This window comes from Ensifer sp. ENS11 (assembly GCF_014851895.1).
GTDB lineage: Bacteria > Pseudomonadota > Alphaproteobacteria > Rhizobiales > Rhizobiaceae > Ensifer > Ensifer canadensis.
Genome location: NZ_JACVAN010000019.1, coordinates 48,892 through 73,816, shown reverse-complemented (window position 1 = coordinate 73,816; position 24,925 = coordinate 48,892). Strand labels below are relative to the sequence as shown.

Sequence of the window (24,925 nt, the reverse complement as noted above, 5' to 3'; positions counted from 1 at the left end):
CGGTCCGGGATTTGGAACCGTGGACAAATTTTCTATAGTCCGCGAGGCGTCCGAGACGTGATTCGCAACGAATCACCCCGTCCGAAGAACCTGGAAAGACCCGAAGCCGAATGACCGATATTCCTGAAACCGATACCGGCGCCGCCGCCGAATATGGTGCCGACTCCATCAAGGTGTTGAAGGGCCTGGATGCCGTACGCAAGCGGCCGGGCATGTATATCGGCGACACCGACGACGGCTCCGGTCTGCATCACATGGTGTACGAGGTGGTCGACAACGCCATCGACGAGGCTCTCGCAGGCCACGCCGATATCGTCACGGTGACGCTCAATGCCGACGGCTCGGTGACGGTAACCGACAACGGCCGCGGCATCCCGACCGACATCCACAAGGAAGAGGGCGTCTCGGCGGCCGAGGTCATCATGACGCAACTCCACGCCGGCGGTAAGTTCGACCAGAATTCCTACAAGGTTTCCGGCGGTCTGCACGGCGTTGGCGTTTCGGTGGTCAACGCGCTGTCCGTCATGCTGCGGTTGAAGATCCGCCGTGCGGGCAAGATCCATGAGATGAGCTTCACCCACGGCGTGGCTGACAGCCCGCTGAAGGTGATCGGCGACGCCGGCACCGATACCGGCACCGAAGTGACGTTCCTGCCGAGCACAGACACCTTTACCAAGACGGACTTCGACTACGGCACGCTCGAGCATCGCCTGCGCGAACTCGCCTTCCTGAATTCCGGCGTGCGCATCGTCCTGACCGACAAGCGCCATTCGGACGTGCGCCAGGACGAGATGATGTATGACGGCGGCCTTGAAGCCTTCGTTGCCTATCTCGACCGGGCCAAGAAGCCGCTCGTGCAGAAGCCGGTTTCGATCCGCGGCGAAAAGGACGGTATCACCGTCGAAGTCGCGATGTGGTGGAACGACAGCTACCACGAGAACGTGCTCTGCTTCACCAACAACATTCCGCAACGCGACGGCGGCACGCACATGGCCGGTTTCCGCGGTGCGCTGACCCGGCAGATCACCTCCTATGGCGAAAGCTCTGGTATCACCAAGAAGGAAAAGGTCACGCTGACCGGCGACGACTGCCGCGAAGGCCTGACCGCCGTTCTCTCGGTCAAGGTGCCGGATCCGAAGTTCTCATCGCAGACCAAGGACAAGCTGGTTTCCTCGGAAGTTCGTCCGGTGGTCGAAAGCCTCGTCAACGAAGCCTTGAGCACCTGGCTGGAGGAGCATCCCTCCGACGCCAAGATCCTTGTCGGCAAGGTCGTCGAAGCGGCCGCCGCACGCGAGGCGGCGCGCAAGGCACGCGAACTGACGCGCCGCAAGGGCGCGCTCGACATCTCCTCGCTGCCGGGCAAGTTGGCGGACTGCTCCGAACGCGATCCGGCAAAATCCGAAGTCTTCCTGGTGGAGGGTGATTCGGCAGGCGGTTCGGCCAAGCAGGGACGCTCGCGCGAAAACCAGGCGATCCTGCCGCTGCGTGGCAAGATCCTGAACGTCGAACGCGCGCGTTTCGACAAGATGCTTTCGAGCCAGGAAATCGGCACGCTGATCACCGCGCTCGGCACATCGATCGGTAAAGACGAGTTCAACGCCGACAAGCTGCGCTACCACAAGATCATCATCATGACGGATGCCGACGTCGACGGCGCCCACATCCGCACCCTGCTGCTCACCTTCTTCTTCCGGCAGATGCCGGAGCTGATCGAGCGCGGCCACCTCTATATTGCCCAGCCACCGCTTTATAAGGTGACGCGCGGCAAGTCCGCCCAGTACCTGAAAAACGAGCAGGCGCTGGAAGATTACCTGATCTCGATGGGCCTCGAGGAAGCTACGCTGGAGCTTGCTTCCGGTGAGGTTCGCGCCGGTCAGGACCTGCGCGAAGTCATCAACGATGCGTTGCGCGTGCGTAACCTGATGGATGGTCTTCACTCGCGCTACAATCGTTCGATTGTCGAACAGGCAGCCATTGCCGGCGCCTTGAATGTCGAACTCAACGGCCAGCGCGAACAATACGAGCAGGTCGCGATCGAAGTGGCGCGCAGGCTTGATGTGATCGCCGAAGAGACTGAACGCGGCTGGACCGGAGCGGTCACCGCCGAAGGCGGTCTCAAGCTTGAACGCATGGTTCGTGGCGTCAAGGAAGTCGCCATCCTCGATATGGCGCTGATCGGCTCGTCCGACGCCCGCCACATCGACCAGCTGACATCGAAGCTCAAGGAGATCTATTCCGCGCCTCCGGTGCTTCGCCGCCGCGATGGTGGGCAAGATATCAGCGGCCCACGCGCGCTTCTGGATGCAATCTTCGCAGCAGGCCGCAAGGGTCTGTCGATGCAGCGTTACAAGGGTCTTGGCGAGATGAATGCCGAGCAGCTCTGGGAGACGACGCTCGATCCGAACGTGCGTTCGCTGCTGCAGGTTCGGGTGAACGACGCGACGGACGCGGATGGCCTGTTCTCGCGCCTGATGGGCGACGAGGTCGAGCCGCGCCGCGACTTCATCCAGGAAAACGCGCTGAGCGTCGCCAACCTCGATATCTGATCGCAATACGATCAGCCGCACTTCTAATGATCCCGGTGCCGCAAGGCACCGGGATCTTTTTTGTCTGGAGTGTCTCCGGCTTAAACTGAGACGCAGAAACGCTCTATCTCTTTGTTTTTGCGCACTTCCTGGCGGAAGACCGTTCCGCACCTTTCTTGGAAAGGCTCTATTCCCCCTTGAACCGGCCTTCGAAGGCCAGTTCGGCAAGCGGCTTGCGTTGGCTCGGCTTTTCCCGCTCACGCAGATCGTCCGGAAGCGTCGAGGGGTCGGCAAGCCGGCCGATTGCTACCGCCGCCTCGACCCGGTAGTGCGCGGGCACGCCAAGGCTCGTCATCGCCTTGTCGCGATCAATGCCCGCCATTGCATGCGCGTGCCAGCCGGCAGCGGTTGTCTGGAGCGCAAGGCTGAACCAGGCGGCGCCGGTGTCGAAGGCATGGGTGTAGGCGGCCCGCATCTCGCCGGTGGCTGCCTGCGTGTGCGTCTTGGAGATAACGATCACCAGGGCTGCGGCATGCTTCGCCCAGCGCTGATTGCTCTCGTTGAGAATATCCAGCAGGCGCGCGAAATGCTCGGTGCCGCGGCGGGCATAGACGAACCGCCAGGGTTGGCTGTTGCTCGCCGAGGGTGCCCAGCGGGCGGCTTCGAGCAGTGAGAGCAGTTCTTCTTCGCTGATCTCCTCCTGGGTGAACGCACGTGGCGACCAGCGTTTCAGGAACATGGTGTCGATCGGGTGGTCGGCGGTTCTGTGATTGCTTTCCGTCATGAACATACCTCTTTTATCGTATCGGGAATCCCGTGGGAGGAGCGCGCCGCCGTCGATGACGATTGCCGTCGTTAGCGAGACGTAGGGCGAGATTCGCTGCGGACGCTACATGGGATCGAGGAGCGATGAAACCGGCTTTGCGCGCGGATCGTCGGTCCTTTTGTCGGCCCGATCCGGTGCTAAAACGGAATATGCAGAAACGGCGTTTCGGGTGATTGTCGAGATCGATAAAAAAGTTGTATAAGTTCTGTAGATTTTTCTGAGAGAGGACGCGCGATGACTTTTAAGGACCCGTCACTGTTTCGCCAGGCTGCCTTGATTGGCGGCGAATGGATCGAAGCGGATGCCGCCAATGCGATCGATGTGGTGAACCCGGCAACGGGCGAACTCGTCGGCCGCGTACCGAAGCTTGGAGGCAAGGAAACCAAGGCGGCAATCGAAGCGGCGCGTCTGGCGCAGAAGGGTTGGGCTGCCCGCACCGCCAAGGATCGCGCCGGTGTGCTTCGCCGCTGGTTTGAGCTGATGATCGAGAACAAGGACGATCTCGGCCGCATCCTCACGCTCGAACAGGGCAAGCCGCTGGCAGAGGCGACCGGCGAAATCGTCTATGGCGCCAGCTTCGTCGAATGGTTTGCCGAAGAGGGCCGTCGCATCTACGGCGACCTGATCCCAGGCCATCAGCCGGACAAGCGCATCATGGTGATGAAGCAGCCGATCGGCGTCGTCGCTGCGATCACGCCCTGGAACTTCCCCAACGCGATGATCACCCGCAAGGCCGGCCCGGCCTTTGCCGCCGGTTGCGCCATGGTGTTGAAGCCGGCGTCGCAGACGCCGTTCTCGGCCCTTGCCATCGCCGTTCTTGCCGAGCGCGCCGGCCTGCCCAAGGGGCTCTTCAGCGTCGTGACCGGCTCGGCCCGCGAAATCGGTGCCGAAATGACCGCCAATCCGGTGGTGCGCAAGCTGACCTTTACCGGCTCGACCGAGGTCGGCGCCGAGCTCTATCGCCAGAGCGCCGGCACGATCAAGAAGCTCGGGCTGGAACTCGGCGGCAATGCGCCGTTCATCGTCTTCGACGACGCCGATCTCGATGCGGCCGTGGAAGGCGCATTGATCGCCAAGTTCCGCAACAACGGCCAGACCTGCGTCTGCGCTAACCGTATCTACGTGCAGGACAAGGTCTATGATGCCTTCTCCGACAAGCTGGCGGCGGCCGTTGCCAAGCTCAAGATCGGCAATGGTCTCGACCAGGGCGTCATCCTCGGCCCGCTGATCGACAAGGCGGCACTGGAGAAGGTGGAAGAGCATATCGCCGATGCCACCGCCAAGGGCGCGCGCGTCATCCAGGGCGGCAAGCGCCATGCGCTCGGCGGCACCTTCTTCGAAGCAACGGTTCTGGCCGATGTCACCCAGGCGATGGCAGTCGCCCGCGAGGAAACCTTCGGCCCGGTCGCGCCGCTGTTCCGCTTCAAGGATGAGGCCGATGTCGTCGAACAGGCCAATGACACCGAGTTCGGGCTGGCCTCCTATTTCTATGCCAAGGATCTGGCGCGGGTGTTCCGCGTGGCCGAGGCGCTGGAATACGGCATGGTCGGCGTCAACACCGGGCTGATCTCCACGGCGGAAGCACCGTTCGGCGGCGTCAAGCTCTCGGGCCTCGGCCGCGAAGGTTCGAAGTACGGGATCGAGGAGTTTACCGAGATCAAATATGTCTGCCTCGGCGGCATCGCCTGACGCATTTGCAGTCCGATACAATCTGATCGCGAAACCGGCCGGAAAGCTCTGGCCGGTTTTTTCGTTTGCCGGTACAGAAGTTGACGTCGTGAAAAGAGGAGATGACGCGATGCCGGCACCAACCAACCCCTTCAAGGCCGCCCTTCGCGAGCAGCGCTTTCAACTCGGGCTTTGGGTCGCGCTGGCGAGCCCCTATGCGGCCGAAGTCGTCTCCAACAGCGGTTATGACTGGCTGTTGATCGACGGCGAGCATGCGCCCAACGACCTGCCGCTGTTGTCGGCGCAGTTCCGGGCAGTGACGGCATCCGCCAGCCACCCGATCGTTCGCCTTCCTGTCGGCGATACCGCGCTGATCAAGCAGATCCTCGATGTCGGCGTCCAGACGCTGCTGATCCCGATGGTCGAAAGCGCCGAGCAGGCCAGGGAACTTGTTCGAGCAACCCGCTATCCGCCGCATGGCATTCGCGGTGTCGGCGCGGCACTGGCGCGTGCATCGCAATTCGGCCGGATAGCCGACTATCTCCACACCGCAAATGACCAGATCTGCCTTCTCTTGCAGATCGAGAGCCGCGCCGGCCTGGCGGCGATCGATGAGATTGCCGCTCTTGAAGGCGTCGACGGCCTGTTCATCGGACCGTCGGATCTCGCCGCGGATATGGGCTATCTCGGCAGCCCAGGACACCCGGATGTACGGGCGGCGATTGTCGATGCCTTCGCGCGCATCGACAAGGCCGGAAAAGCGCGCGGAATCATGACGCTCGATCTCGCGCAGGCACGCGAGTATCGCGATCTCGGGGCCGATTTCATGGCGATCGGCACCGATGTCACATCCCTGGTTCGGGCGACACAGGCGCTGCGCCAGGAATTTACCGACGAGCAGGGGCATAAACCCGACAAGCTGGAATCCGGCTACTGATCGCAGATCGCGCTGAGCATCGGCATGGCAACTTCAGGGCTCCAGCGCCGGAGCTCGGCAATCCGTCGCACGATCTTTTCAGTGTGATGGTTGGCGATATCGCCCATGCGATGGTCAAGGAACGGATTTCGGAAGCGGTCGAGCGTCGTTGCGACATAGGCACTCGCCTGTCGCCCGAGGCCCTTGGCGGCAAAGGCAGGAACGACTTCTTGTGCGTAGATATCCTCGAGCCGCCTGGCGACGTCCGCATCGGCAAGGATCTGCCGGACTGTTTCGTCGGGATCGCGGCCCTGCCTCAGCCAGATATCCGCGAGCACCGTGTGGCCGAGGTTGAGGATATGAAGCTTCAATTTTTCGTAGTGCGTCAGGTCGTCGACCAGTATCACGCATTCGTGCGCGCAAGGCGCTCTCAACCCCCGCTGTTTCTCGATCGCCCATAAAGCGTAGGGTTCGGCCACGGCGCCGGCGGGCTCGATCGGTTCCGAGACGATCCGGTCCACCAGCGTGTTGGCCCAGATTATCGCGTTCGCCAGCCAGAACACGAATTGCGGGTCGCCGAGGCGCTCGCGCGCGAGCTCCAGCACGATGGCTTTCAGCACGTCGCCATTGCGCGACACCAGTTCGCACGGAAGGATGGTCAGCGGTTTGCCGCCGGCATCGAAGCGGGCTTTCAAAAGCAGGAGAAGTTTGCCGGGAAAAGACAGCGGCACGTATGTCGACAGGTCGTCGCCGGAAACGTCGTAGCCGGTATCACCGGTGTTCGAGATCAGGAATTCGGCCTCGTCCGCCACGATATGGCAAACAGCATCCCAGTTGTCGTTTGTTGACACGGCCCGGACGACGCTCTTGACCCGCTCGATCTTGTCCACCGGCTTGCCGTCGGCAAGGCCACGGATCATCACGGGATAACCATCGGGTTGCGTCAGTGCCACCAGGCGTCCCGACCGTTCCGCTGAGCCGGTCGTCTGTACCACCGTGATCCGCCCCGGTGCTTCCTGCCTTTCCAGCGCCTCGCTGATGAAGAGATCGGCATGCGCCTGAAGAAAGCGGCTCGTTCCAAACTGCACAAATGGGGTCTTCATGCCGGTGCTCCGGTAGCTGGCTATGGAATGGATTGCAGCAGGGTCTCGCGTGCCGAGCGCAGGTGTCGCCGGCAGGCTTCCTCGGCACGTTTTGGATCGTGAGACCTGAGCGCTTCGATGTAAGCAAGGTGCTCTTCAAGCGCGCGCGCATTTCGCTGCCGCGCGTTGGTCTTGTTCCATTGGTAGTGATAGTGGAACACGATCGAGATGATGTCGTAGAAATCGACGATGAAACGATTGCTCGACGACTTGTGCACCAGGAGGTGGAAGCGCTCGTCGAGTTCGGAGAATTCCTTGTAGCGGTTGTCGATGTCGGCCAGGATTTCGTGGTGCAGCGCCTCGATCCTGTTCAGCTCCTGCCAGGCCGGATGGCTGTCCGGCAGCGCAACGAAACTTGCAGCCGAGCGAAGCTCGAACATCTCGCGGACCTCGGTCAGTTCCAGCGCAAACTCGCGGGTGAAACCTTTGAGGATCCAGTGGCTGTTCGGTCGCTTCTCGATCAGCCCGAACCGGCTGAAGCGGATCAGGAACTCCCGCACGCTCGTGGTACCGGCGCCGATCTCGCGTGCCAGCTCCAGTTCGTTGATCTGCATGCCAGGCTCGGCGCCGCCGGCCAGAATCCGGCGCATGAAGCTGCGCTCGATGATCTCGGCCAGCGAATCCGTTTCCTCCGTCGGGAAATAGTCGTCCGGTTGCGGCTGGCGCAGCACGATCTTCTTGCGCTTGTCCCAGGTGATCAGCTTCGCCTCTTCGAAGCGGCGGAGAATGGCACGCACCGTCGTCCGGCTCACGCCGAGCACCTGACCGAGTTCCGGCTCGGAGGGCAGGGAAGATGTCTCCGCCAGCACTTTCAGGCAGCGGTTATAGGCATCCTTGAAGACGGTGTTCTGTTTTGCCATTGCCAGGATCCGGACGGTTGGGGTTGCGCGAGCGATGAGCCGCTGATCGGAAGATCAGCTTTCGTCGGCCGCCGATCTAACCTGCCGGCGCGCGCTTGTCTTTGGCTCTCGCACCAAAATCATGACGTTTCTCCCCTGTTGCTGCTGTGCCTGCGGGCGGGCGGCGCTGTCTCGTTTCATAATACCCATTGACGGCGATCTGTCTATTGTGGATAAAAGACAAATAGACCCTTCTCAAAATCGCAGCAGTTTTCACGGAGAAATTCAGAGTGTCTGTGCCGTCTTCAATCCTTCTGGCTCCTGAGGACAATGTGGCCGTGGCGACGTTGGCAATCGCTGCCGGCGAGGCCCTGCCGGGCGGAGTTCGCACCGCCACGAAGATCGATCTGGGGCACAAGGTCGCCATACGGCGGATTCGTGCGGGCGACCCCGTGGTCAAATATGCCCAGGCGATCGGACGCGCGACCAGCGATATAGAAGCCGGCGAGCATGTCCATTCCCACAACCTCTCCTTCGATCAGGATCGCTTGGCCATCAGTCCACAAGGCGCGCCGGAAGAGGCGAGCGCCGCCGACAGGGCGCGCACCTTCATGGGCTATCGGCGCAAAGACGGACGGGCGGCGACGCGCAACTATATCGGCATCATTGCCAGCGTGAACTGTTCCACCACCGTCTGCCGGGCAATCGCCGAGGAGGCCAACAGACGCATCTTGCCGAAATATGATGGCATCGACGGATTCGTGCCGATCGTGCATGACCAGGGTTGCGGCATGTCTTCGACCGGCGACGGCATGATGAACCTGCACAGGACCTTGGCGGGCTACGCGCGCCACGCCAATTTCGGCGGGGTGCTGATGGTCGGGCTCGGCTGCGAGGTCAACCAGTTGACGCTTTACGGGCAGAGCGGAGCCGGGCAGGAAAAGCGCCACTTCAACATCCAGGAGGCCGGCGGATCCCGACGCTCGGTCGAGCGTGCACTCGGCATCCTCGATGAAATTGCCCAGGAAGTCGGCAGGCAACGTCGCGTCGCCATTCCGGTCAGCGAAATCATCGTCGGTCTGCAATGCGGCGGCTCGGACGGGCTGTCTGGCATCACCGCTAACCCGGCGCTGGGAGCGGCGGTGGATATCCTGGCGGCTGCCGGTGGTACCGCCATCCTTTCCGAAACGTCAGAAATCTACGGCGCCGAACATCTGTTGCGCAGCCGTGCCGCCAGCGCGGCGGTCGCCGCAAAGCTCGACGGGCTGATTGTCTGGTGGGAAAACTACGTCGCGCTGCATGGTGCATCGCTCGACAACAATCCTTCGCCGGGCAACAAACGCGGTGGCCTCACAACCATTCTGGAGAAGTCGCTGGGTGCGGTCGCCAAGGGCGGGCGCTCACCGCTCAATGCGGTTTACGGCTATGCCGAACGCGTCACTGAACACGGGCTCGTCTTCATGGATACGCCCGGCTACGATCCGGTGTCGGCGACCGGCCAGGTGGCCGGCGGAGCCAATGTCATCGCCTTTACCACCGGCCGCGGCAGTTGTTTCGGCTGTCGGCCGGCACCGTCGATCAAGCTGACCAGCAACACCGCGCTGTTCCGCGCGATGGAAGAAGACATGGACATCGATTGCGGCGTGATCGCATCCGGCGAGGCGACGATTGCCGACCTCGGTCGCGAGATCTTCGATCTCATCATCGATACCGCTTCGGGAAAGAAGACCAAGAGCGAACTCTTCGGCTACGGCGACAACGAATTCGTGCCCTGGCATCTCGGGGCAACACTCTGATGATGTGAGCTTGCGCATCCTAGGAGGGAGGAGACAGGGAATGCAGACGAGAAAGATCGGTCGAACCGACCTGCCGGTGACCGAATACAGCTTCGGCGCCGCCGGACTTGGGGGGCTCTACCGCGAATGCACGCGCGAAGCGGCGATCGAAACGCTGGACGCCGCTTGGGGCTCTGGTTTGCGCTATTTCGACGTCGCACCCTATTACGGGCTCGGTCTTGCAGAGCGGCGGGTCGGCGATTTCCTGCGCGACAAGCCGCGCGGTGACTATGTGCTGTCCACCAAGGTCGGACGGCTGCTGCATCCCGTGCCTGAAGGCGCCGTGCCGGACTATTCCTACGTCAAGGCGCTGAACTTCGACGTGCGTTACGACTACAGCTACGATGCCATCATGCGTTCGGTGGAATTCAGCTATGCGCGCCTCGGCCTCAATCGCATCGATATCCTCTATGTCCATGATATCGGCGTCTACACGCACGGTGTCGCCCGCAACGCCGTCTATCTCAGGCAATTGCTGGATTCCGGCCTTAAGGCGCTGGAGGAACTAAAGGCTGGTGGCGTGATCGCGGCCTATGGGCTTGGCGTCAACGAGGTTCCGGTTTGCCTGGAGGTGATGCGCCGTGCCGACATCGACTGCATCCTGCTTGCGGGGCGCTATACGCTGCTTGATCGTTCCGCAGTCGCCGAACTCCTGCCGCTCTGCGAGACAAAGAAGACGTCGCTGATCGTCGGCGGTGTGTTCAACTCGGGCATCCTGGCGACTGGCCCGGTCGATGGCGCGCATTTCGACTATATGCGAGCAAATGCCGAGGTGCGCGAAAAGGTCGGCGCGATGGAACGCATTGCCCGGGAGCGTGGTGTGCCGTTGGCCGCTGCCGCCATGCAGTTCCCGCTCGACAATCCGGTGGTTGCCTCGGTCCTGCTTGGGACAGCGAAACCGGAAAGCTTGAGGCGCAACATCGATGCGCTGCGGCATCGTATGTCAAAGGACGATTTCTCGGCTTTCGAGCCCTACACGCTTGTGGCGCCGGAGCTTGGATTGGAGGCAGTCCGGGCCTGATGCTTGAGGGTGCCGAGCCCGCGGGTCCTTGCAGGCACAACCCGAATTTCACATAACGAAACGTAATCTGGGAGGAGACAGTGCAGTCACGTAAATCGCAGCAACGACTGCTTGCAAAGCGGACAGCGTTGTATTAGCGTTTCAATATGTTTTTTATCGATAAAAGATCGATATGCAAGCACCTGGCGAATCGATCTCCATAAGGTGGAACGAGGTGCACTGAGAGGAGAACCCCAATGAGCATAGCCAAGCACATTCTTTCCCGCCGTGCCTTCACTGCCCTGGCCGGCGCGACGATGATCGCCGCGATGGCACCCGTCGCGTCCTTCGCGCAGGATGTCACGATCCCGATCATCGTCAAGGATACCACGTCCTTCTACTGGCAGATCGTGCTGGCCGGTGCGCGCGCGGCCGGCAAGGATCTCGGCGTCAACGTTCCCGAGCTCGGCGCCCAGTCCGAATCCGATATCAACGGTCAGATCAGCATCCTCGAAAACGCCGTTGCCGGTTCTCCGGCTGCCGTGGTGATCTCACCAACCGAGTTCAAGGCGCTGGGCAAGCCGATCGACGAAGCTGCCAAGGCGGTTCCGATCATCGGCATCGACTCCGGCGCCGATTCCAAGGCGTTCTCCTCGTTCCTGACGACCGACAACGTTCAGGGTGGCAGGATCGCGGCCGATGGTCTGGCTGCAGCGATCAAGGAAATGTCGGGCAAGGAAGAAGGCGATATCGCCATCATCACCAGCCTGCCGGGCGTCGGTTCGCTCGATCAGCGCCGCGAAGGCTTCCTCGACCAGATCAAGACGAAATATCCGGGCTTTAAGGTCGTGGCCGACAAATATGCCGATGGCCAGGCAACCACCGGTCTCAACATGATGACCGACCTGATCACCGCCAACCCGAATCTCGTCGGCGTCTTTGCCTCCAACCTGATCATGGCACAGGGTGTCGGCCAGGCGATTGCCGAAAACAAGCTCGGCGACAAGATCAAGGTGATCGGCTTCGATAGCGACGAGAAGACTGTCGGCTTCCTCAAGGAAGGCGTGCTGGCCGGCCTGGTCGTTCAGGATCCCTACCGCATGGGTTATGATGGCGTGAAGACGGCGCTTGCGGTCTCGAAGAAGGAGAAGGTCGAAGCCAATGTCGATACCGGCGCCAATCTGGTGACCAAGGCCAACATGGCTGAACCGAAGATCGACGCACTGCTGAACCCGAAGGTCAATTGACGGCAATCGGCGGCAGGCGCGAGCATTGCCTGCCGCCGAGAATACGGTTGCCAGCGGCCGGATACGAGGACCGGCCGCTGGCAGTCTGTGCGATTGGGAGGAGTGCGCAGATGCCAGGTCTCGATGAGGTCAGCGATAACAAGAGCGACGGTTTGAGGACGGCTGCCCGCCACCCAGTGCCGAGGGGCGAACCGATCCTGGAAATGCGCGCGCTTCAGAAGAAATATGGCGCCGTCGAAGCGTTGAAGCCCGCTTCCATCACCTTTCTATCAGGAGAAGTTCACGCCATCGTTGGTGAAAACGGTGCCGGAAAATCGACACTGATCAAGCTTTTGACCGGCGTCATCCGGCGCACGTCTGGCGAAGTCTATTGGTGCGGCAAGCCGGTCCAGCTCGACAATCCTCAAGAAGCGATTGCGCGCGGAATCAACGCCGTGCATCAGGAGGTGGTGCTATGCCCGCACTTGAGCGTCGCCGCCAACATGTTCCTCGGCGACGAGATCAACAGCGCCGGCCTGATGCGCAAGCGCGCCATGACCGAGGCGGCCCAGAGCGTCCTTGACGATCTCGGTTTCAACCTGCCGGCCGCGGCGGCGCTCGGCAGCCTGACGATCGGCCAGCAGCAGTTGGTCGCGACCGCTCGCGCCGCCATGCGCGGCACCCAGTTTCTGATCTTCGACGAGCCGACCGCCTATCTGACCCGTCAGGAATCCGCGCAACTGTTCCGACTCATTCGCCGGCTACAGGGCGAAGGTGTGACGATCGTCTATATCAGCCACCGCATGGAGGAAGTCTTCGAGCTGGCCGATCGTGTGTCGGTGCTGCGCGACGGCACCCACGTCGGCACGCGAAAGATCGGCGAGACCAACGACGCCGAACTGATCACCCTGATGATCAATCGCACCATCGAGCAGATCTACCACAAGGAACACTTTCCGGCCGGCGAAGTGATCGTCGAGACCCGGGGCTTGAGCGGCCCCGGTTTCGCGGATGTGTCGCTGACCGTTCGCGCCGGCGAGATCGTCGGCCTCTACGGTCTGATCGGTGCCGGACGCAGCGAGTTTGCGCTCGGCCTCTATGGTCGCCATGCATCGACTGCGGGCGAGGTCTACTGGCAGGGGCGCAAGGTCAATATCGCCAACGAGCGGATCGCGATAGACCTCGGCATTGCGTTGGCACCGGAAAGCCGGCGCGATCAGGGCCTCTGCCTCAATCTGCCGATCGGCCTCAACATCAACCTGCCGATCTTCAGTCGGCTGACGCGCGGGCTGACGATCAACCGTCAGAAGGAAATCGAGAATGCGGATCGGCAGATCAGGGATTTGAAGATCAAGACGCCATCGCGCCGCGTGCTTGTCTCGGCGATGTCCGGCGGCAACCAGCAGAAGATCGTCATCGGCAAGTGGCTGAGCCACGGCGCCAAGCTTTTCATCTTCGATGAGCCGACGGTCGGCGTCGACGTCGGCACCAAGGCGGAAATCTACCGGTTGTTCGCCCGGCTTCTGGAAAACGGAGCGGGGATCATCCTGATCTCCTCCTACCTGCCTGAAGTCTACGAACTGTCCGATCGCCTGCACGTGTTTCGCCGGGGACGGCTGGTCGCCAGCCACGACTATCACGCGGCAAGCCACGAGGAAGTGCTGACACAGGCGATCGGTGTCTGATCGCGACAATGACAATCAAGAAGAAGCAGGAGGACGACGATGAGTGCTGATACGGTCGACAGCGGAGCCGGCCCCGCGCCGCGGAAAGGCGTGAGCATCCTGTTCGGGCTCACGCTTCTCGGGCTCCTGCTTTTCCTCTGGCTGCTCTTGGGGCTTGCCACCAACAGTTTCTGGACGCCGAACAACATCAGCAACCTGTTGCGCCAGGGCGCCATGACGGCGATCCTTGCGGTCGGCCAGACCTTCGTCATCATCACTGCGGGCATCGATCTTTCCGTGGGTGCCGTTGTCGGCTTCACCAGCGTGATCGTCGCCTGGCTGCTTGCCGCCGGCGTGCCGCTCTGGATTGCGATCATCCTGACGCTCGCCTTCGGCGTGCTGATCGGCGCCTTCCACGCCTTCGGTATTGTCCGCATGGGTCTGCCGCCGTTCATCATCACGCTTGCAACCCTGACCTCGCTGCGCGGCATCGGACTGTTGATCACCAATGGCTCGACGATCTCGATCACCAACGAGGCCTTCACCAATTTCTCCCGCGCCAACTTCCTCGGGGTACCCAGCCTGTTCTGGATGGTGATCGTGGTGGCGATCCCGGCCTATGTCTTCCTGCACTTGAGCCGCTTTGGCCGCTATCTCTTCGCCGTCGGCTCCAACAGTGAGGCGGCCCGCCTTTCCGGCGTCAACGTGCATCGCACGATCTATCTTGCCTATATCCTGTCCTCGACCTGCGCGGCCTTTGTCGGCCTGCTGCTCGCCTCCCGCATCGGCATCGGCAACGCCACGCAAGCCGAAGGCTGGGAGCTGCAGGCGATCGCCTCGTCGGTCATCGGCGGCACCAGCCTCTTCGGCGCGGTCGGCTCCGTGCACGGCCCGCTGCTTGGCGCCTTCATTCTCGCCACGATCAACAATGGCGCCAACCTGCTCAACGTCAATTCGTTCTGGCAGCGCATTATCACCGGCGTGCTCATCATCGTGATCGTCTATTTTGATCAGCTCAGGCGGCGCGGCGCGCGCTAGGCGCCGGCCCTGACAACATGCGGAAAATGACATGAAAGCCGTCCTCTGCCCGGAACCCGGCCGCCTGGAGATTGTTGAACGCGCGCCCGCGCCCGCCCCATCGGCCGGGTGGGTGCGGGTTGCCGTCAGCCATGTCGGCATCTGCGGCACCGACTACCACATCTTCGCCGGCAAGCACCCGTTCCTGGAATATCCGCGAGTGATGGGGCATGAGATCTCCGCGACGGTAATTGCCAACGGACCGTCGACGACGATCGCGCCGGGAACGCCTGTGGTGGTCAACCCCTACCTTTCCTGCGGCGACTGTGTCGCCTGCCGCCGGGGGAAGCCGAACTGCTGCACGGCGATCAAGGTGCTCGGCGTCCATACCGACGGAGCCTTCTGCGAGGAAATCCTCGTTCCCGAGGGCAATCTTTATCCGGCGATCGATCTGTCGCCAGAGGCGGCAGCGACGGTGGAATTCCTCGCTATCGGCGCCCATGCCGTGCGCCGGGCTGCGGCCCCTGCCGGCGTTCGTGCTCTGGTGATTGGCGCCGGGCCGATCGGGCTTGGAACCGCCATCTTCTCGCGCATCGCCGGCCATGCGGTGACGCTGATGGATACCAGCATCGAACGGCTGGCGTTTGCGACCGACCGGCTCGGTTTCGGTTCCGGCATCGTTGCCGACGAAGCGTGCGTTCGGCGCGTCGCCGAGGCGACCGGGGGCGATGGTTTCGATGTCGTCTTCGATGCCACCGGCCATGGCGGTTCGATGGAGGCTTCCTTCGGCCATGTGGCTCATGGGGGAACACTGGTGTTCGTCAGCGTCGTCAAGGACAGCATCCGTTTCTCCGATCCGGAATTTCACAAGCGGGAAATGACGTTGATCGGCAGCCGTAACGCCACGCGCAAGGATTTCGACCATGTCGTAAATTCGATACGCGAGGGGCTGGTGCCGGTGGAGCGGTTGATCACCCACCGAACGACGATGGACGCGGTGGTCCACGATCTGCCGCGCTGGGCGCATGAGAAGTCGGGCCTGGTCAAGGCGATCGTCCGGATAGCGGCGGCGTGACGACCCGTTCTGCTGCGATGCGAGAAAGCGGATCGGCGGCCAGATATCGAAAGCCGGCCGGAGAAAGTAAGACGCCTTCGCCGAAATCCGCGATTTTTGACGAAAACGCGACTTTTCGGCCAGCTCCGAGCAAGTCCGTTTGTTAATTGTCAGTAATCCGGGCGCATTCTCGCAGAAGTCGCTTGTCTAGAACCGAAACGGGTATACTTGTTGCAGTGCACAAGAAACATGGTAGTCTGGCAGGGATTGCGGACACCAAGACAAACAATCGCAAGCTTGCGTCCGACTGGGAGCGGCGTTGTCGTTGATTGAACCAAGGGGTACGCTTCCTATGTTCTACCAGCTCTATGAATTGAATCATGCCATGATGGCGCCGTGGCGAACGGCGGCGGATGCCATGCGGCTTGCTTTCAGCAATCCGATGAACCCGATCTCGCACACCTATTTCGGCCGCGCGACGGCGGCTGGCCTCGAGGTCTTCGAGCGGTCGACGCGCCGCTACGGCAAGCCGGAATTCGGCCTTCCCGAAACGCTGATCGACGGCGAGCCCGTTGGCGTTCACGAGCGCATCGTCTGGCGCGAGCCGTTCTGCAATCTGATCCATTTCGAGCGCGCGCTTCCCAAGGGGCGGGCTGCCGATCCGAAGGTGCTGATCGTCGCGCCGATGTCGGGCCATTATGCCACGCTCTTGCGTGGAACCGTTGAGGCCCTGCTTCCCCATTCCGACATCTACATCACCGACTGGATAGACGCGCGCATGGTTCCCTTGAGCGAGGGCACCTTCGATCTCGACGACTACATCGACTACGTCATCCAGATGCTGCACTTCCTCGGACCCGACACCCATGTCATCGGCGTCTGTCAGCCCGCCGTTCCGGTGCTTGCCGCCGTCGCCCTGATGGAAGCGGCTGATGATCCGCTGTCGCCGGCGTCGATGACGCTGATGGGTGGGCCGATCGATACGCGCATCAACCCGACAGCCGTCAATCTGCTGGCCAAGGAACGGCCGATCGAGTGGTTCCGCGACAACGTGATCATGCCGGTGCCGTGGCCGCAGCCGGGCTTCATGCGCATGGTCTATCCCGGCTTCCTGCAACTCTCCGGCTTCATGTCGATGAACCTCGACCGGCATCTGATCGCCCATAAGGAATTCTTCGCCCACCTGGTGAAGAACGACGGCGATGCGGCCGAGAAGCACCGGGATTTCTACGATGAATATCTTGCGGTGATGGATCTGACGGCAGAGTTTTACCTGCAGACCGTTCAGGTCGTCTTCATGCAGCATGCCTTGCCCAAGGGCGAGATGATGCATCGCGGTCGCCGGGTTGATACCACGGCGATCAAGAAGGTGGCCCTGCTGACGGTCGAAGGTGAGAATGACGACATTTCCGGTCTCGGCCAGACGAAGGCGGCGCAGACGATCTGCACCAACATCCCCGAGCACATGCGGATGCACTACATGCAGCCGGACGTCGGCCACTACGGCGTCTTCAACGGTTCGCGTTTCCGTCGCGAGATCGCGCCGCGCATCGTCGCCTTCCAGCGCGAGCACGCACGCCACGCAAAGCCGGTAAAGCAGCTGATCAAGGGCGGCAAAACCGCCTGATCCCCGTAAAATGCGGGCTTTTGCCCGCTTAGAGTCAAGGGTTTGTCCGATTCCGGGGAAGGGCGTCTTGTAGTCGAAAGCCCGCCTTCCCACATCGTTTTCACCGGGCCGCAATGGGTGGCCCGGGTGATTGCGAGGAATCCTGAAGATGAACCAATCTGCATTGATCCGTCCGGATTGGACGCCCGCGACCATTGCATTGATGGTGCTCGGTTTCGTGGTCTTCTGGCCTCTCGGCCTGGCCATGCTCGCCTACATCCTCTTCGGCGAGAAACTGAAAACGTTCAAGAAGGACGCCAACAGCACGGTCGATGGCATGTGCTCCGCCTTCAAGCGCGGCAATCGCGCCAACTGGACGCAGCATCATCGCACCGGCAACGTCGCCTTCGATGACTGGCGCCAAGCCGAGCTTACCCGCCTCGATGAAGAGCGTCGCAAGCTCGATGAAATGCGCGAGGAATTCGATTCCTACGTGCGCGAGCTTCGCCGCGCCAAGGACCAGGAAGAGTTCGACCGCTTCATGCGCGAACGCCGCAACGGCGGTTCCGGACCGGTAGCCCCGTTCGAGGCAAACTGAGTGACGAAAAAGACATCCGGTGTTTCACATGAAACGCCGGATGTCGCGATCAGCCATGCGGGCCACGTGTCTCTCTCGATGAGAAAACGGGCCGATCCTTATCGATCATCAGGCGCTTCGATCATCAGGCACTGGCAATTCCCTGGATCGTTGATGCCTTAGGGAATTATGCATTAGCCGAAAAGACCGCGAATCGGATAGAAAGCCGTCATGTTCCCTTCTTTCACGCGGCGGCGCATTCCCCCGGCTCCTGTCGACACGACCCGAGAAATCGAAGTCGCGGGCAAGATGCTTCCGCTAACCATCCGCCAGAATTCGCGCGCCACACGAATGACGCTGCGCATCGAGCCCGGCGGTCGGGCGCTGAAGCTGACGGTTCCGCAAGGGCTGGCCGATCGGGAGGTAAACGCCTTCCTCAACCGCCATCAGGGCTGGTTGATGACAAAGCTGGCGCGGTTTTCCGGCGAAAGCCAACTGGAAGAGGGTGGCTCGATCCTGATCCGCGGTATCGCGCATCGGATCGAAAGGTCAGGAAAAATCAGAGGTTTGACCGAGGCAATCATCGTCGGCGAAGACGCGATATTGCGTGTCAGCGGCGGCGAGGAACATCTGCGCCGCCGCATCGTCGACTTTCTCAAGAAGGAAGCGCGGCACGATCTCGATCGCCTGGTCGCGGTCTATGCCGGCCGGATCGGCCGGCGGCCCAAATCGCTGAGCCTGAAGGACACGCGCAGCCGCTGGGGCTCCTGTTCGGCCGATGGCGCCCTGAGCTTCTCATGGCGCATCGTCATGGCGCCGCCGAAGGTCATCGCCTATCTCGCAGCACACGAAGTCGCGCATCTCCAGGAGATGAACCACGGCCCTCAATTCTGGGCGCTGTGCGAAAAGCTTTGCCCCGACACCAACGATGCCAAGCGCTGGCTAAGGCGCAACGGCACGATGCTGCACGCCATCGACTTCGACTGATTTGCTTTGGAATTAGCCGCGGCTGGGGCCGGCGAGTGCCGCCTGAATTTTCTCGTCTGTCTTGTACTGGCTAAGCGCATAGACCGACCAGATCGCTGCCGGTACCCAGCCGATCAGGGTAATCTGCAGAATGAGGCAGATGATGCCTGCAAAGGGACGGCCGATGGTGAAGAACTGAAGCCAGGGAAGAATGAGGGCAAGCAGCAGACGCATTCGTCTCTCCGTTGTGATAGAATGCATATGGTGAGCGCACGCCGACACCGCAATGCCGCACCCTCTGGACGACGGTGTGCAGGGTGGTTTTTGGCTCGACTCCAGCGACATTTCATGCAAGGTCGCTTCTCATGAAAACCGAAGTGAAGATATGCGGGCTGAAGACCGCGGAAGCGGTGGATCGCGCAGTTGCGCTCGGCGCAACGCACACGGGGTTCATCTTTTTCGCCAAGAGCCCGCGCAACCTGGAACCCGATGACGCTGGCCGCCTGGCGGACAGAATCCGAGGCAAGGCGAAAATCGTCGCCGTGACCGTCAATGCCGACAATGACGATCTCGATGAAATCGTCGCCGCGCTTAATCCGGACATTCTGCAGCTGCATGGCAGCGAGACGCCCGACAGGGTGCTCACCGTCAAGGCGGTCTACGGCCTTCCGGTGATGAAGGCCCTGTCGATCCGCGACGCCGACGATCTGAAAAAGGTCGAGCCCTATATCGGGATCGCCGACCGCTTTCTCTTCGATGCAAAGCCCCCAGCAGGATCGGAATTGCCCGGCGGCAACGGTGTTTCCTTCGACTGGAAGCTGCTCGATGCGCTTGACGGCAGCGTCGATTACATGCTTTCCGGTGGTTTGAACGTGAACAACATCGGTGAGGCCCTGGCGCAGACGCGCGCCCGCGCCATCGATACCTCCTCCGGCGTCGAGAGCGCGCCGGGCGTCAAGGATCTGAAGCTCATGGAATCGTTTTTCGATGCCGTTCGCCAGGCGGAGGCGGTTACGGCACGGTCAGGGAGCAAGACGTGAACGAGGCGCCAAAACTGAATTCCTTCCGGGCGGGCCCTGACGAAGACGGCCGTTTCGGCATTTTCGGTGGCCGCTTCGTTGCTGAAACCCTGATGCCGTTGATCCTCGATCTGCAGGCCGAGTGGGACAAGGCAAAGAACGATCCGGCCTTCAAGGCCGAACTCGACAATCTCGGCGCGCATTATATCGGTCGCCCGAGCCCGCTCTATTTCGCCGAACGGCTGACCGCAGAACTCGGCGGCGCCAAGATCTACTTCAAGCGCGAAGAGTTGAACCACACCGGTTCGCACAAGATCAACAATTGCATTGGCCAGATCCTGCTTGCCAAGCGCATGGGCAAGACGCGCATCATCGCCGAAACCGGCGCCGGTCAGCACGGCGTGGCCTCGGCCACCGTCGCCGCCCGCTTCGGCCTGCCTTGCGTCGTCTACATGGGCGCGACCGACGTCGAGCGTCAGGCGCCGAACGTCTTCCGCATGAAGCTTTTGGGTGCCGAGGTGAAGCCGGTGACCGCCGGCAACGGCACGCTCAAGGATGCGATGAACGAGGCGCTGCGCGATTGGGTTACCAATGTCGACAACACCTATTACCTGATCGGCACGGCTGCCGGTCCGCATCCCTATCCGGAAATGGTCCGCGACTTTCAGGCCGTCATCGGCCAGGAGGCGAAGGAACAGATGCTTGCGGCCGAAGGCCGGCTGCCCGATCTCGTCATTGCTGCCGTCGGCGGCGGTTCCAATGCGATCGGCATCTTCCACTCGTTCCTTGACGACGAAGGCGTGAAGATCGTCGGCGTCGAGGCTGGCGGCAAGGGGCTCGACGGCGACGAGCATTGCGCGTCGATCACGGCCGGTTCGCCGGGCGTGCTCCACGGCAACCGCACCTATCTGCTGCAGGACGGCGACGGACAGATCAAGGAAGGCCACTCGATTTCGGCCGGCCTCGACTACCCCGGCATCGGCCCGGAACACTCCTGGCTCAACGATGTCGGCCGCGTCGAATATGTGCCGATCATGGACCACGAGGCGCTGGAGGCATTCCAGATGCTGACCCGCCTTGAAGGCATCATCCCGGCGCTGGAGCCCTCGCACGCCTTGGCCGAGGTCATCAAGCGTGCGCCGAAGATGGGCAAGGACGAGATCATCCTGATGAATCTCTCCGGTCGCGGCGACAAGGACATCTTCACCGTCGGCAAGATTCTGGGTATGGGGCTATAACGATCATGACCGCACGCATGGACAGAAAGTTCGCCGATGTGGCGTCGGAAGGACGTCCGGTCCTTGTCACCTATTTCATGGGTGGCGACCCCGATTTCGAAACGTCCCTTTCCATCATGAAGGCGCTGCCGAAGGCCGGTGCCGACGTCATTGAACTCGGCATGCCGTTTTCGGACCCGATGGCCGACGGACCGGCGATCCAGCTTGCCGGCCAGCGCGCGCTGAAGGGCGGCCAGACGCTGGCAAAGACGCTGGAGATCGCTCGCCGTTTCCGCGAGGAAGACCAGCGCACGCCGATCGTGCTGATGGGCTACTACAATCCGATCTACATCTACGGCGTCGATCGCTTCCTGACGGATGCTTTGGACGCAGGCATCGATGGCCTGATCGTTGTCGATCTGCCACCGGAGATGGACGATGAACTCTGCATCCCCGCCTTGCAGAAGGGCATCAGTTTCATTCGCCTGGCGACGCCGACGACGGATGACCGTCGTCTGCCGAAGGTTCTCGAAAATACCTCGGGCTTCGTGTACTACGTCTCGATGAACGGCATCACCGGCTCGGCACTGCCGGATCCGTCGTTGATTGCCGGTGCCGTTCAGCGCATCAAGGCCCATACGAAACTGCCCGTTTGCGTCGGTTTCGGCGTCAAGACGGCGGAACATGCAAGAGCCATTGGTGCTTCCGCCGATGGCGTCGTCGTCGGTACGGCGATCGTCAATCAGATCGCGTCGAGCCTGACCGAAGAGGGCAGGGCAACGGACGCGACGGTACCGGGTGTCGAAGCGTTGGTAAGGGGCCTTTCGGCTGGCGTGCGGTCCGCACGGCTCGCAGCAGCCGAATAATTGCCTATATTAGCGCGCACAACCCGAAGAAAATCTTCAGGAGTCTATAAGTGAACTGGATCACAAACTACGTTCGGCCGAAGATCAATTCGATGCTGGGCCGCAGGGAAGTTCCGGAAAATCTCTGGATCAAGTGCCCGGAAACCGGCGAGATGGTGTATCACCGCGATCTCGAGGAAAACAAATGGGTCATCCCGCAATCCGGCTTCCATATGAAGATGCCGGCCAAGGCGCGACTGAAGGATCTGTTCGACGGTGGCATCTATGAAGCCCTGCCGCAGCCCAAGGTGGCGCAGGATCCGTTGAAGTTCCGCGACTCCAAGAAATACTCCGATCGCCTTCGTGACAGTCGCGCCAAGACCGAGCTGGAAGATACGATCGTGGCCGGTGTCGGCCGCGTCCAGGGCGTCAAGCTCGTCGGCGTCGTGCATGAGTTCAACTTCATCGGCGGTTCGCTCGGCATGGCCGCAGGCGAAGCGATCGTGAAGGCCTTCGAGAAGGCGATTGCGGAGAAGTGCCCGCTGGTCATCTTCCCGGCCTCCGGTGGCGCCCGCATGCAGGAAGGCATCCTGTCGCTGATGCAGCTGCCGCGCACGACCGTTGCGGTCAACATGCTCAAGGAAGCGGGCCTTCCCTATATCGTCGTTTTGACGAACCCGACCACCGGTGGTGTAACCGCCTCCTACGCCATGCTTGGCGATGTCCATCTGGCCGAACCCGGCGCCGAAATCGGCTTTGCCGGCAAGCGCGTGATCGAGCAGACCCTGCGCGAAAAGCTGCCGGAAGGCTTCCAGACCGCGGAATACCTGCTGGAGCACGGCATGGTCGACATGGTGGTCAAGCGTCATGACATTCCCTCGACGCTGGCCCGTGTGCTGAAGATCCTGATGAAGAAGCCGGCCGATGCGGTAAAACTCAACGGCGGCGGTGCAGAACCAGCGGCTTTGCCGGTTGCGGCAAGCGCATAGCATACGATCCTATCGGGGCAGGGCGAGATGACAGCGGTGGAAGCCAGCGAAGCAGGCTATGAGATCGAAAAACTCCTTGCCTTGCATCCGAAAGGCTTCGACCTGTCGTTGGACAGGATAACCCGGCTTCTGGCCGCGCTCGGCAATCCGCAGGATCGGCTGCCGCCGATCATTCACGTGGCCGGCACTAACGGCAAGGGCTCCGTCACCGCATTCTCGCGGGCGGTGCTTGAAGCCGCGGGCTTGAGCGTTCACGTCCACACCTCGCCGCATCTGGTCAACTGGCACGAGCGCTATCGGCTTGGCGTCAAGGGTGGCAAGGGCAGGCTCGTCAGCGATCCCGTGCTTGCCGATGCGGTTCGGCGCGTCGCGGAAGCCAATGGCGGCGAGAAGATCACCGTCTTCGAAATCCTGACCGCCGTTACCTTCGTTCTTTTCGCCGAACACCCGGCAGATGTCGCGATCATCGAGGTCGGTCTCGGTGGCCGCTTCGACGCGACCAATGTCATAACCCGCCCTGCGGTCTCCGTGATCATGCCGATCTCGCTCGATCACCAGGCCTATCTCGGCGACCGGGTCGAACTGATCGCAGCGGAAAAAGCCGGCATCATGAAGCGTGGCTGCTCCGTCGTCATCGGCCAGCAGGAAGAAGAAGGCGTCCGCGACGTCCTGACCTCGACCGCCGAGCGTCTCGGCTGCCCGATGTCCGTCTACGGGCAGGACTTCATGGCGCATGAGGAATTCGGCCGCCTTGTCTATCAGGACGAGCGGGGTCTGTCTGACCTTCCCCTGCCGAAGCTGCCCGGCCGTCACCAGTATGCCAATGCAGCCGCGGCCATCCGCGCCGTCCGCGCCGCCGGTTTCGACGTGCCGGATGCGGCCATCGAGCGCGGTGTCGCCGGCGTCGAGTGGCCCGGACGCTTGCAGCGTCTTGCCGGTGGCAAGCTTGGTCACTACGGCCCGCAGGATGCGGAAATCTGGGTCGATGGCGGGCACAATCCCGGTGCCGGCCAGGTGATCGCCGAAGCCATGGCGAATTTCGAGGAGCGGGAGTCCCGCCCGCTGTTCCTGATCATCGGCATGATCAGCACCAAGGATCAGCTCGGTTACTTCCGCGCCTTCCTTGATCTGGCCGAACAGGTCTTCACGGTGCCGATTCGTGGCTCCGATGCCGGTCTGGATCCGGTGGCCCTGGCGCAGGACGCGGCCTCGGTCGGCTTCGAGGCGTCCGCCGTGTCATCGGTGGCCGAAGCGTTGACCGTCATCGCCAATCTCGTCGACGAAGACCCGATGCCGCCACGCATCCTGATCGGCGGTTCGCTCTATCTCGTCGGCGACGTGCTTGCCGATAACGGTACGCCACCGAAGTGATCGGTTGCCTGCGACAAGGATCGCAACAGGCCGCCATTTGCGCTGGCGCCCGAAAATTGGCAGCCGGGCAATTTCCTCTAGAGCATTTCCAGGAAAAGTGCGAAGCGGTTTTCCGTCAGGAAATGCGTAAAAACAAAGAGATAGAGCGTTTGTGCGGTTCCGCATAAATCGGAAACGCTCTTGACAAGAAAAAAGCCCGGCAAGCCGGGCTTTGAAGTCACTTCGATGTGGTGGCCTTAAGCGGCCGCAGTCGAAATCCAGGACGTCAGGGCCGTCTTCGGAGCAGCGCCAACCTTGATGTCGGCAACTTCACCGGCCTTGAACATCGCAAGCGTCGGGATCGAGCGCACGCCGTATTGCGCGGCCAGCTCCGGGTTCTCGTCGATGTTCAGCTTCACGACCTTGACCTTGCCGGCGAGCTCGTTGGAGATTTCCTCAAGGCTCGGCGCGATCATCTTGCACGGGCCGCACCATTCAGCCCAGAAATCGACAACCACCGGCTCGGCGGCGTTCAGCACTTCCTGCTGAAAATTGGATGTATCGACTTTTACAGTAGCCATCGGCTGCTCCTTGCGTTCGAAATGTCGGTGTCCAGATGTTGTGTCTCATGTGAGGCTGTCCCA

22 protein-coding genes are annotated in these 24,925 nt (G+C 61.6%); 17 read left to right on the top strand and 5 right to left on the bottom strand.

Going from position 1 to position 24,925, the window contains the following annotated elements:
- Positions 1-110: 110 nt before the first annotated feature.
- Positions 111-2,546 carry a DNA topoisomerase (ATP-hydrolyzing) subunit B gene (gene gyrB, locus IB264_RS26795; protein ID WP_057206475.1) on the top strand — a complete coding sequence of 812 codons (2,436 nt, stop codon included), beginning with the start codon at positions 111-113 and terminating at the stop codon, positions 2,544-2,546.
- A 166-nt stretch (positions 2,547-2,712) separates the two neighbouring features.
- Here gyrB and IB264_RS26790 read toward each other — a convergent pair whose 3' ends face one another.
- Positions 2,713-3,309 carry a nitroreductase family protein gene (locus IB264_RS26790; protein ID WP_025425315.1) on the bottom strand — a complete coding sequence of 199 codons (597 nt, stop codon included), beginning with the start codon at positions 3,307-3,309 and terminating at the stop codon, positions 2,713-2,715.
- A gap of 276 nt (positions 3,310-3,585) precedes the next feature.
- On the opposite strand from IB264_RS26790, the gene gabD reads away from it, so the two are divergent.
- On the top strand, positions 3,586-5,040 hold the full coding sequence (gabD, locus tag IB264_RS26785; protein ID WP_025425316.1) for an NADP-dependent succinate-semialdehyde dehydrogenase: 1,455 nt from the start codon (positions 3,586-3,588) through the stop codon (positions 5,038-5,040).
- Positions 5,041-5,149: 109 nt separating this feature from the next.
- Entirely contained in the window at positions 5,150-5,956 is an 807-nt protein-coding gene (hpaI, locus tag IB264_RS26780; protein ID WP_025425317.1) for a 4-hydroxy-2-oxoheptanedioate aldolase, read from the top strand.
- Here hpaI and IB264_RS26775 read toward each other — a convergent pair.
- Positions 5,950-7,038 carry a D-mannonate oxidoreductase gene (locus IB264_RS26775; protein ID WP_025425318.1) on the bottom strand — a complete coding sequence of 363 codons (1,089 nt, stop codon included), beginning with the start codon at positions 7,036-7,038 and terminating at the stop codon, positions 5,950-5,952. The two genes, hpaI and IB264_RS26775, sit on opposite strands and share 7 nt — an antisense overlap.
- A gap of 20 nt (positions 7,039-7,058) precedes the next feature.
- The gene (locus tag IB264_RS26770; RefSeq protein WP_025425319.1) at positions 7,059-7,937 is read right to left on the bottom strand and encodes a GntR family transcriptional regulator; all 879 of its coding nucleotides are present in this window, start codon (positions 7,935-7,937) and stop codon (positions 7,059-7,061) included.
- A gap of 269 nt (positions 7,938-8,206) precedes the next feature.
- On the opposite strand from IB264_RS26770, the gene IB264_RS26765 reads away from it, so the two are divergent.
- From IB264_RS26765 to IB264_RS26725, 9 genes are all read left to right on the top strand, one after another.
- Entirely contained in the window at positions 8,207-9,712 is a 1,506-nt protein-coding gene (locus tag IB264_RS26765) for a UxaA family hydrolase (RefSeq protein ID WP_025425320.1), read from the top strand.
- 40 nt (positions 9,713-9,752) lie between these two features.
- Positions 9,753-10,772, top strand: coding sequence for an aldo/keto reductase (locus IB264_RS26760; RefSeq protein WP_025425321.1), 1,020 nt, complete (start codon positions 9,753-9,755; stop codon positions 10,770-10,772).
- Positions 10,773-11,008: 236 nt separating this feature from the next.
- Positions 11,009-11,998 (top strand): ABC transporter substrate-binding protein, encoded by a 990-nt coding sequence (locus IB264_RS26755; RefSeq protein WP_025425322.1) that lies wholly within the window; start codon positions 11,009-11,011, stop codon positions 11,996-11,998.
- A 110-nt stretch (positions 11,999-12,108) separates the two neighbouring features.
- The gene (locus IB264_RS26750; protein WP_025425323.1) at positions 12,109-13,662 is read left to right on the top strand and encodes a sugar ABC transporter ATP-binding protein; all 1,554 of its coding nucleotides are present in this window, start codon (positions 12,109-12,111) and stop codon (positions 13,660-13,662) included.
- Positions 13,663-13,701: 39 nt separating this feature from the next.
- Positions 13,702-14,679, top strand: coding sequence for an ABC transporter permease (locus IB264_RS26745; RefSeq protein WP_057206480.1), 978 nt, complete (start codon positions 13,702-13,704; stop codon positions 14,677-14,679).
- 31 nt (positions 14,680-14,710) lie between these two features.
- Positions 14,711-15,733, top strand: coding sequence for a zinc-binding alcohol dehydrogenase family protein (locus IB264_RS26740; RefSeq protein WP_025425325.1), 1,023 nt, complete (start codon positions 14,711-14,713; stop codon positions 15,731-15,733).
- Between the two features lie 331 nt (positions 15,734-16,064).
- Positions 16,065-17,339: a polyhydroxyalkanoate depolymerase gene (gene phaZ, locus IB264_RS26735; RefSeq protein WP_025425326.1), complete on the top strand. Its 1,275-nt coding sequence runs from the start codon at positions 16,065-16,067 to the stop codon at positions 17,337-17,339.
- 148 nt (positions 17,340-17,487) lie between these two features.
- Positions 17,488-17,916 (top strand): DUF2852 domain-containing protein, encoded by a 429-nt coding sequence (locus tag IB264_RS26730; RefSeq protein WP_025425327.1) that lies wholly within the window; start codon positions 17,488-17,490, stop codon positions 17,914-17,916.
- A gap of 210 nt (positions 17,917-18,126) precedes the next feature.
- Entirely contained in the window at positions 18,127-18,882 is a 756-nt protein-coding gene (locus IB264_RS26725; RefSeq protein WP_025425328.1) for a M48 family metallopeptidase, read from the top strand.
- Positions 18,883-18,894: 12 nt separating this feature from the next.
- Here the strand turns inward: IB264_RS26725 and IB264_RS26720 are convergent, their stop codons facing one another.
- Positions 18,895-19,095 carry a YqaE/Pmp3 family membrane protein gene (locus IB264_RS26720; protein ID WP_025425329.1) on the bottom strand — a complete coding sequence of 67 codons (201 nt, stop codon included), beginning with the start codon at positions 19,093-19,095 and terminating at the stop codon, positions 18,895-18,897.
- 131 nt (positions 19,096-19,226) lie between these two features.
- Here IB264_RS26720 and IB264_RS26715 point away from each other — a divergent pair, with 131 nt between their 5' ends.
- The 5 genes from IB264_RS26715 to IB264_RS26695 are packed head-to-tail and all read left to right on the top strand — an operon-like array spanning position 19,227 to position 24,302.
- Positions 19,227-19,901 carry a phosphoribosylanthranilate isomerase gene (locus IB264_RS26715; RefSeq protein WP_025425330.1) on the top strand — a complete coding sequence of 225 codons (675 nt, stop codon included), beginning with the start codon at positions 19,227-19,229 and terminating at the stop codon, positions 19,899-19,901.
- Complete coding sequence (trpB, locus tag IB264_RS26710) at positions 19,898-21,118, top strand: tryptophan synthase subunit beta (protein WP_025425331.1); 1,221 nt, start codon at positions 19,898-19,900, stop codon at positions 21,116-21,118. The genes IB264_RS26715 and trpB overlap by 4 nt, the downstream gene beginning before the upstream one ends.
- A 5-nt stretch (positions 21,119-21,123) precedes the next feature.
- Positions 21,124-21,963 (top strand): tryptophan synthase subunit alpha, encoded by an 840-nt coding sequence (gene trpA, locus IB264_RS26705; protein WP_025425332.1) that lies wholly within the window; start codon positions 21,124-21,126, stop codon positions 21,961-21,963.
- 50 nt (positions 21,964-22,013) lie between these two features.
- A complete protein-coding gene (accD, locus tag IB264_RS26700; protein ID WP_025425333.1) occupies positions 22,014-22,931 on the top strand; it encodes an acetyl-CoA carboxylase, carboxyltransferase subunit beta in 918 nt (305 codons plus the stop codon).
- Between the two features lie 27 nt (positions 22,932-22,958).
- The gene (locus tag IB264_RS26695; RefSeq protein WP_025425334.1) at positions 22,959-24,302 is read left to right on the top strand and encodes a folylpolyglutamate synthase/dihydrofolate synthase family protein; all 1,344 of its coding nucleotides are present in this window, start codon (positions 22,959-22,961) and stop codon (positions 24,300-24,302) included.
- A 236-nt stretch (positions 24,303-24,538) separates the two neighbouring features.
- Here the strand turns inward: IB264_RS26695 and trxA are convergent, their stop codons facing one another.
- Positions 24,539-24,862 carry a thioredoxin gene (trxA, locus tag IB264_RS26690; RefSeq protein ID WP_025425335.1) on the bottom strand — a complete coding sequence of 108 codons (324 nt, stop codon included), beginning with the start codon at positions 24,860-24,862 and terminating at the stop codon, positions 24,539-24,541.
- Positions 24,863-24,925: the final 63 nt, after the last annotated feature.

Excerpts from the sequence above, each read along its gene's own strand:
- IB264_RS26755 (WP_025425322.1), top strand. The coding sequence starts at position 11,009 with ATGAGCATAGCCAAGCACATTCTTTCCCGCCGTGCCTTCACTGCCCTG.
- IB264_RS26720 (WP_025425329.1), bottom strand. The coding sequence starts at position 19,095 with ATGCGTCTGCTGCTTGCCCTCATTCTTCCCTGGCTTCAGTTCTTCACC.
- gabD (WP_025425316.1), top strand. The coding sequence starts at position 3,586 with ATGACTTTTAAGGACCCGTCACTGTTTCGCCAGGCTGCCTTGATTGGC.
- IB264_RS26775 (WP_025425318.1), bottom strand. The coding sequence starts at position 7,038 with ATGAAGACCCCATTTGTGCAGTTTGGAACGAGCCGCTTTCTTCAGGCG.
- IB264_RS26695 (WP_025425334.1), top strand. The coding sequence starts at position 22,959 with ATGACAGCGGTGGAAGCCAGCGAAGCAGGCTATGAGATCGAAAAACTC.
- hpaI (WP_025425317.1), top strand. The coding sequence starts at position 5,150 with ATGCCGGCACCAACCAACCCCTTCAAGGCCGCCCTTCGCGAGCAGCGC.
- IB264_RS26730 (WP_025425327.1), top strand. The coding sequence starts at position 17,488 with ATGAACCAATCTGCATTGATCCGTCCGGATTGGACGCCCGCGACCATT.
- IB264_RS26715 (WP_025425330.1), top strand. The coding sequence starts at position 19,227 with ATGAAAACCGAAGTGAAGATATGCGGGCTGAAGACCGCGGAAGCGGTG.
- IB264_RS26740 (WP_025425325.1), top strand. The coding sequence starts at position 14,711 with ATGAAAGCCGTCCTCTGCCCGGAACCCGGCCGCCTGGAGATTGTTGAA.
- IB264_RS26725 (WP_025425328.1), top strand. The coding sequence starts at position 18,127 with ATGTTCCCTTCTTTCACGCGGCGGCGCATTCCCCCGGCTCCTGTCGAC.
- IB264_RS26760 (WP_025425321.1), top strand. The coding sequence starts at position 9,753 with ATGCAGACGAGAAAGATCGGTCGAACCGACCTGCCGGTGACCGAATAC.
- phaZ (WP_025425326.1), top strand. The coding sequence starts at position 16,065 with ATGTTCTACCAGCTCTATGAATTGAATCATGCCATGATGGCGCCGTGG.
- IB264_RS26790 (WP_025425315.1), bottom strand. The coding sequence starts at position 3,309 with ATGACGGAAAGCAATCACAGAACCGCCGACCACCCGATCGACACCATG.
- IB264_RS26770 (WP_025425319.1), bottom strand. The coding sequence starts at position 7,937 with ATGGCAAAACAGAACACCGTCTTCAAGGATGCCTATAACCGCTGCCTG.
- IB264_RS26750 (WP_025425323.1), top strand. The coding sequence starts at position 12,109 with ATGCCAGGTCTCGATGAGGTCAGCGATAACAAGAGCGACGGTTTGAGG.
- gyrB (WP_057206475.1), top strand. The coding sequence starts at position 111 with ATGACCGATATTCCTGAAACCGATACCGGCGCCGCCGCCGAATATGGT.
- trxA (WP_025425335.1), bottom strand. The coding sequence starts at position 24,862 with ATGGCTACTGTAAAAGTCGATACATCCAATTTTCAGCAGGAAGTGCTG.
- IB264_RS26745 (WP_057206480.1), top strand. The coding sequence starts at position 13,702 with ATGAGTGCTGATACGGTCGACAGCGGAGCCGGCCCCGCGCCGCGGAAA.
- trpA (WP_025425332.1), top strand. The coding sequence starts at position 21,124 with ATGACCGCACGCATGGACAGAAAGTTCGCCGATGTGGCGTCGGAAGGA.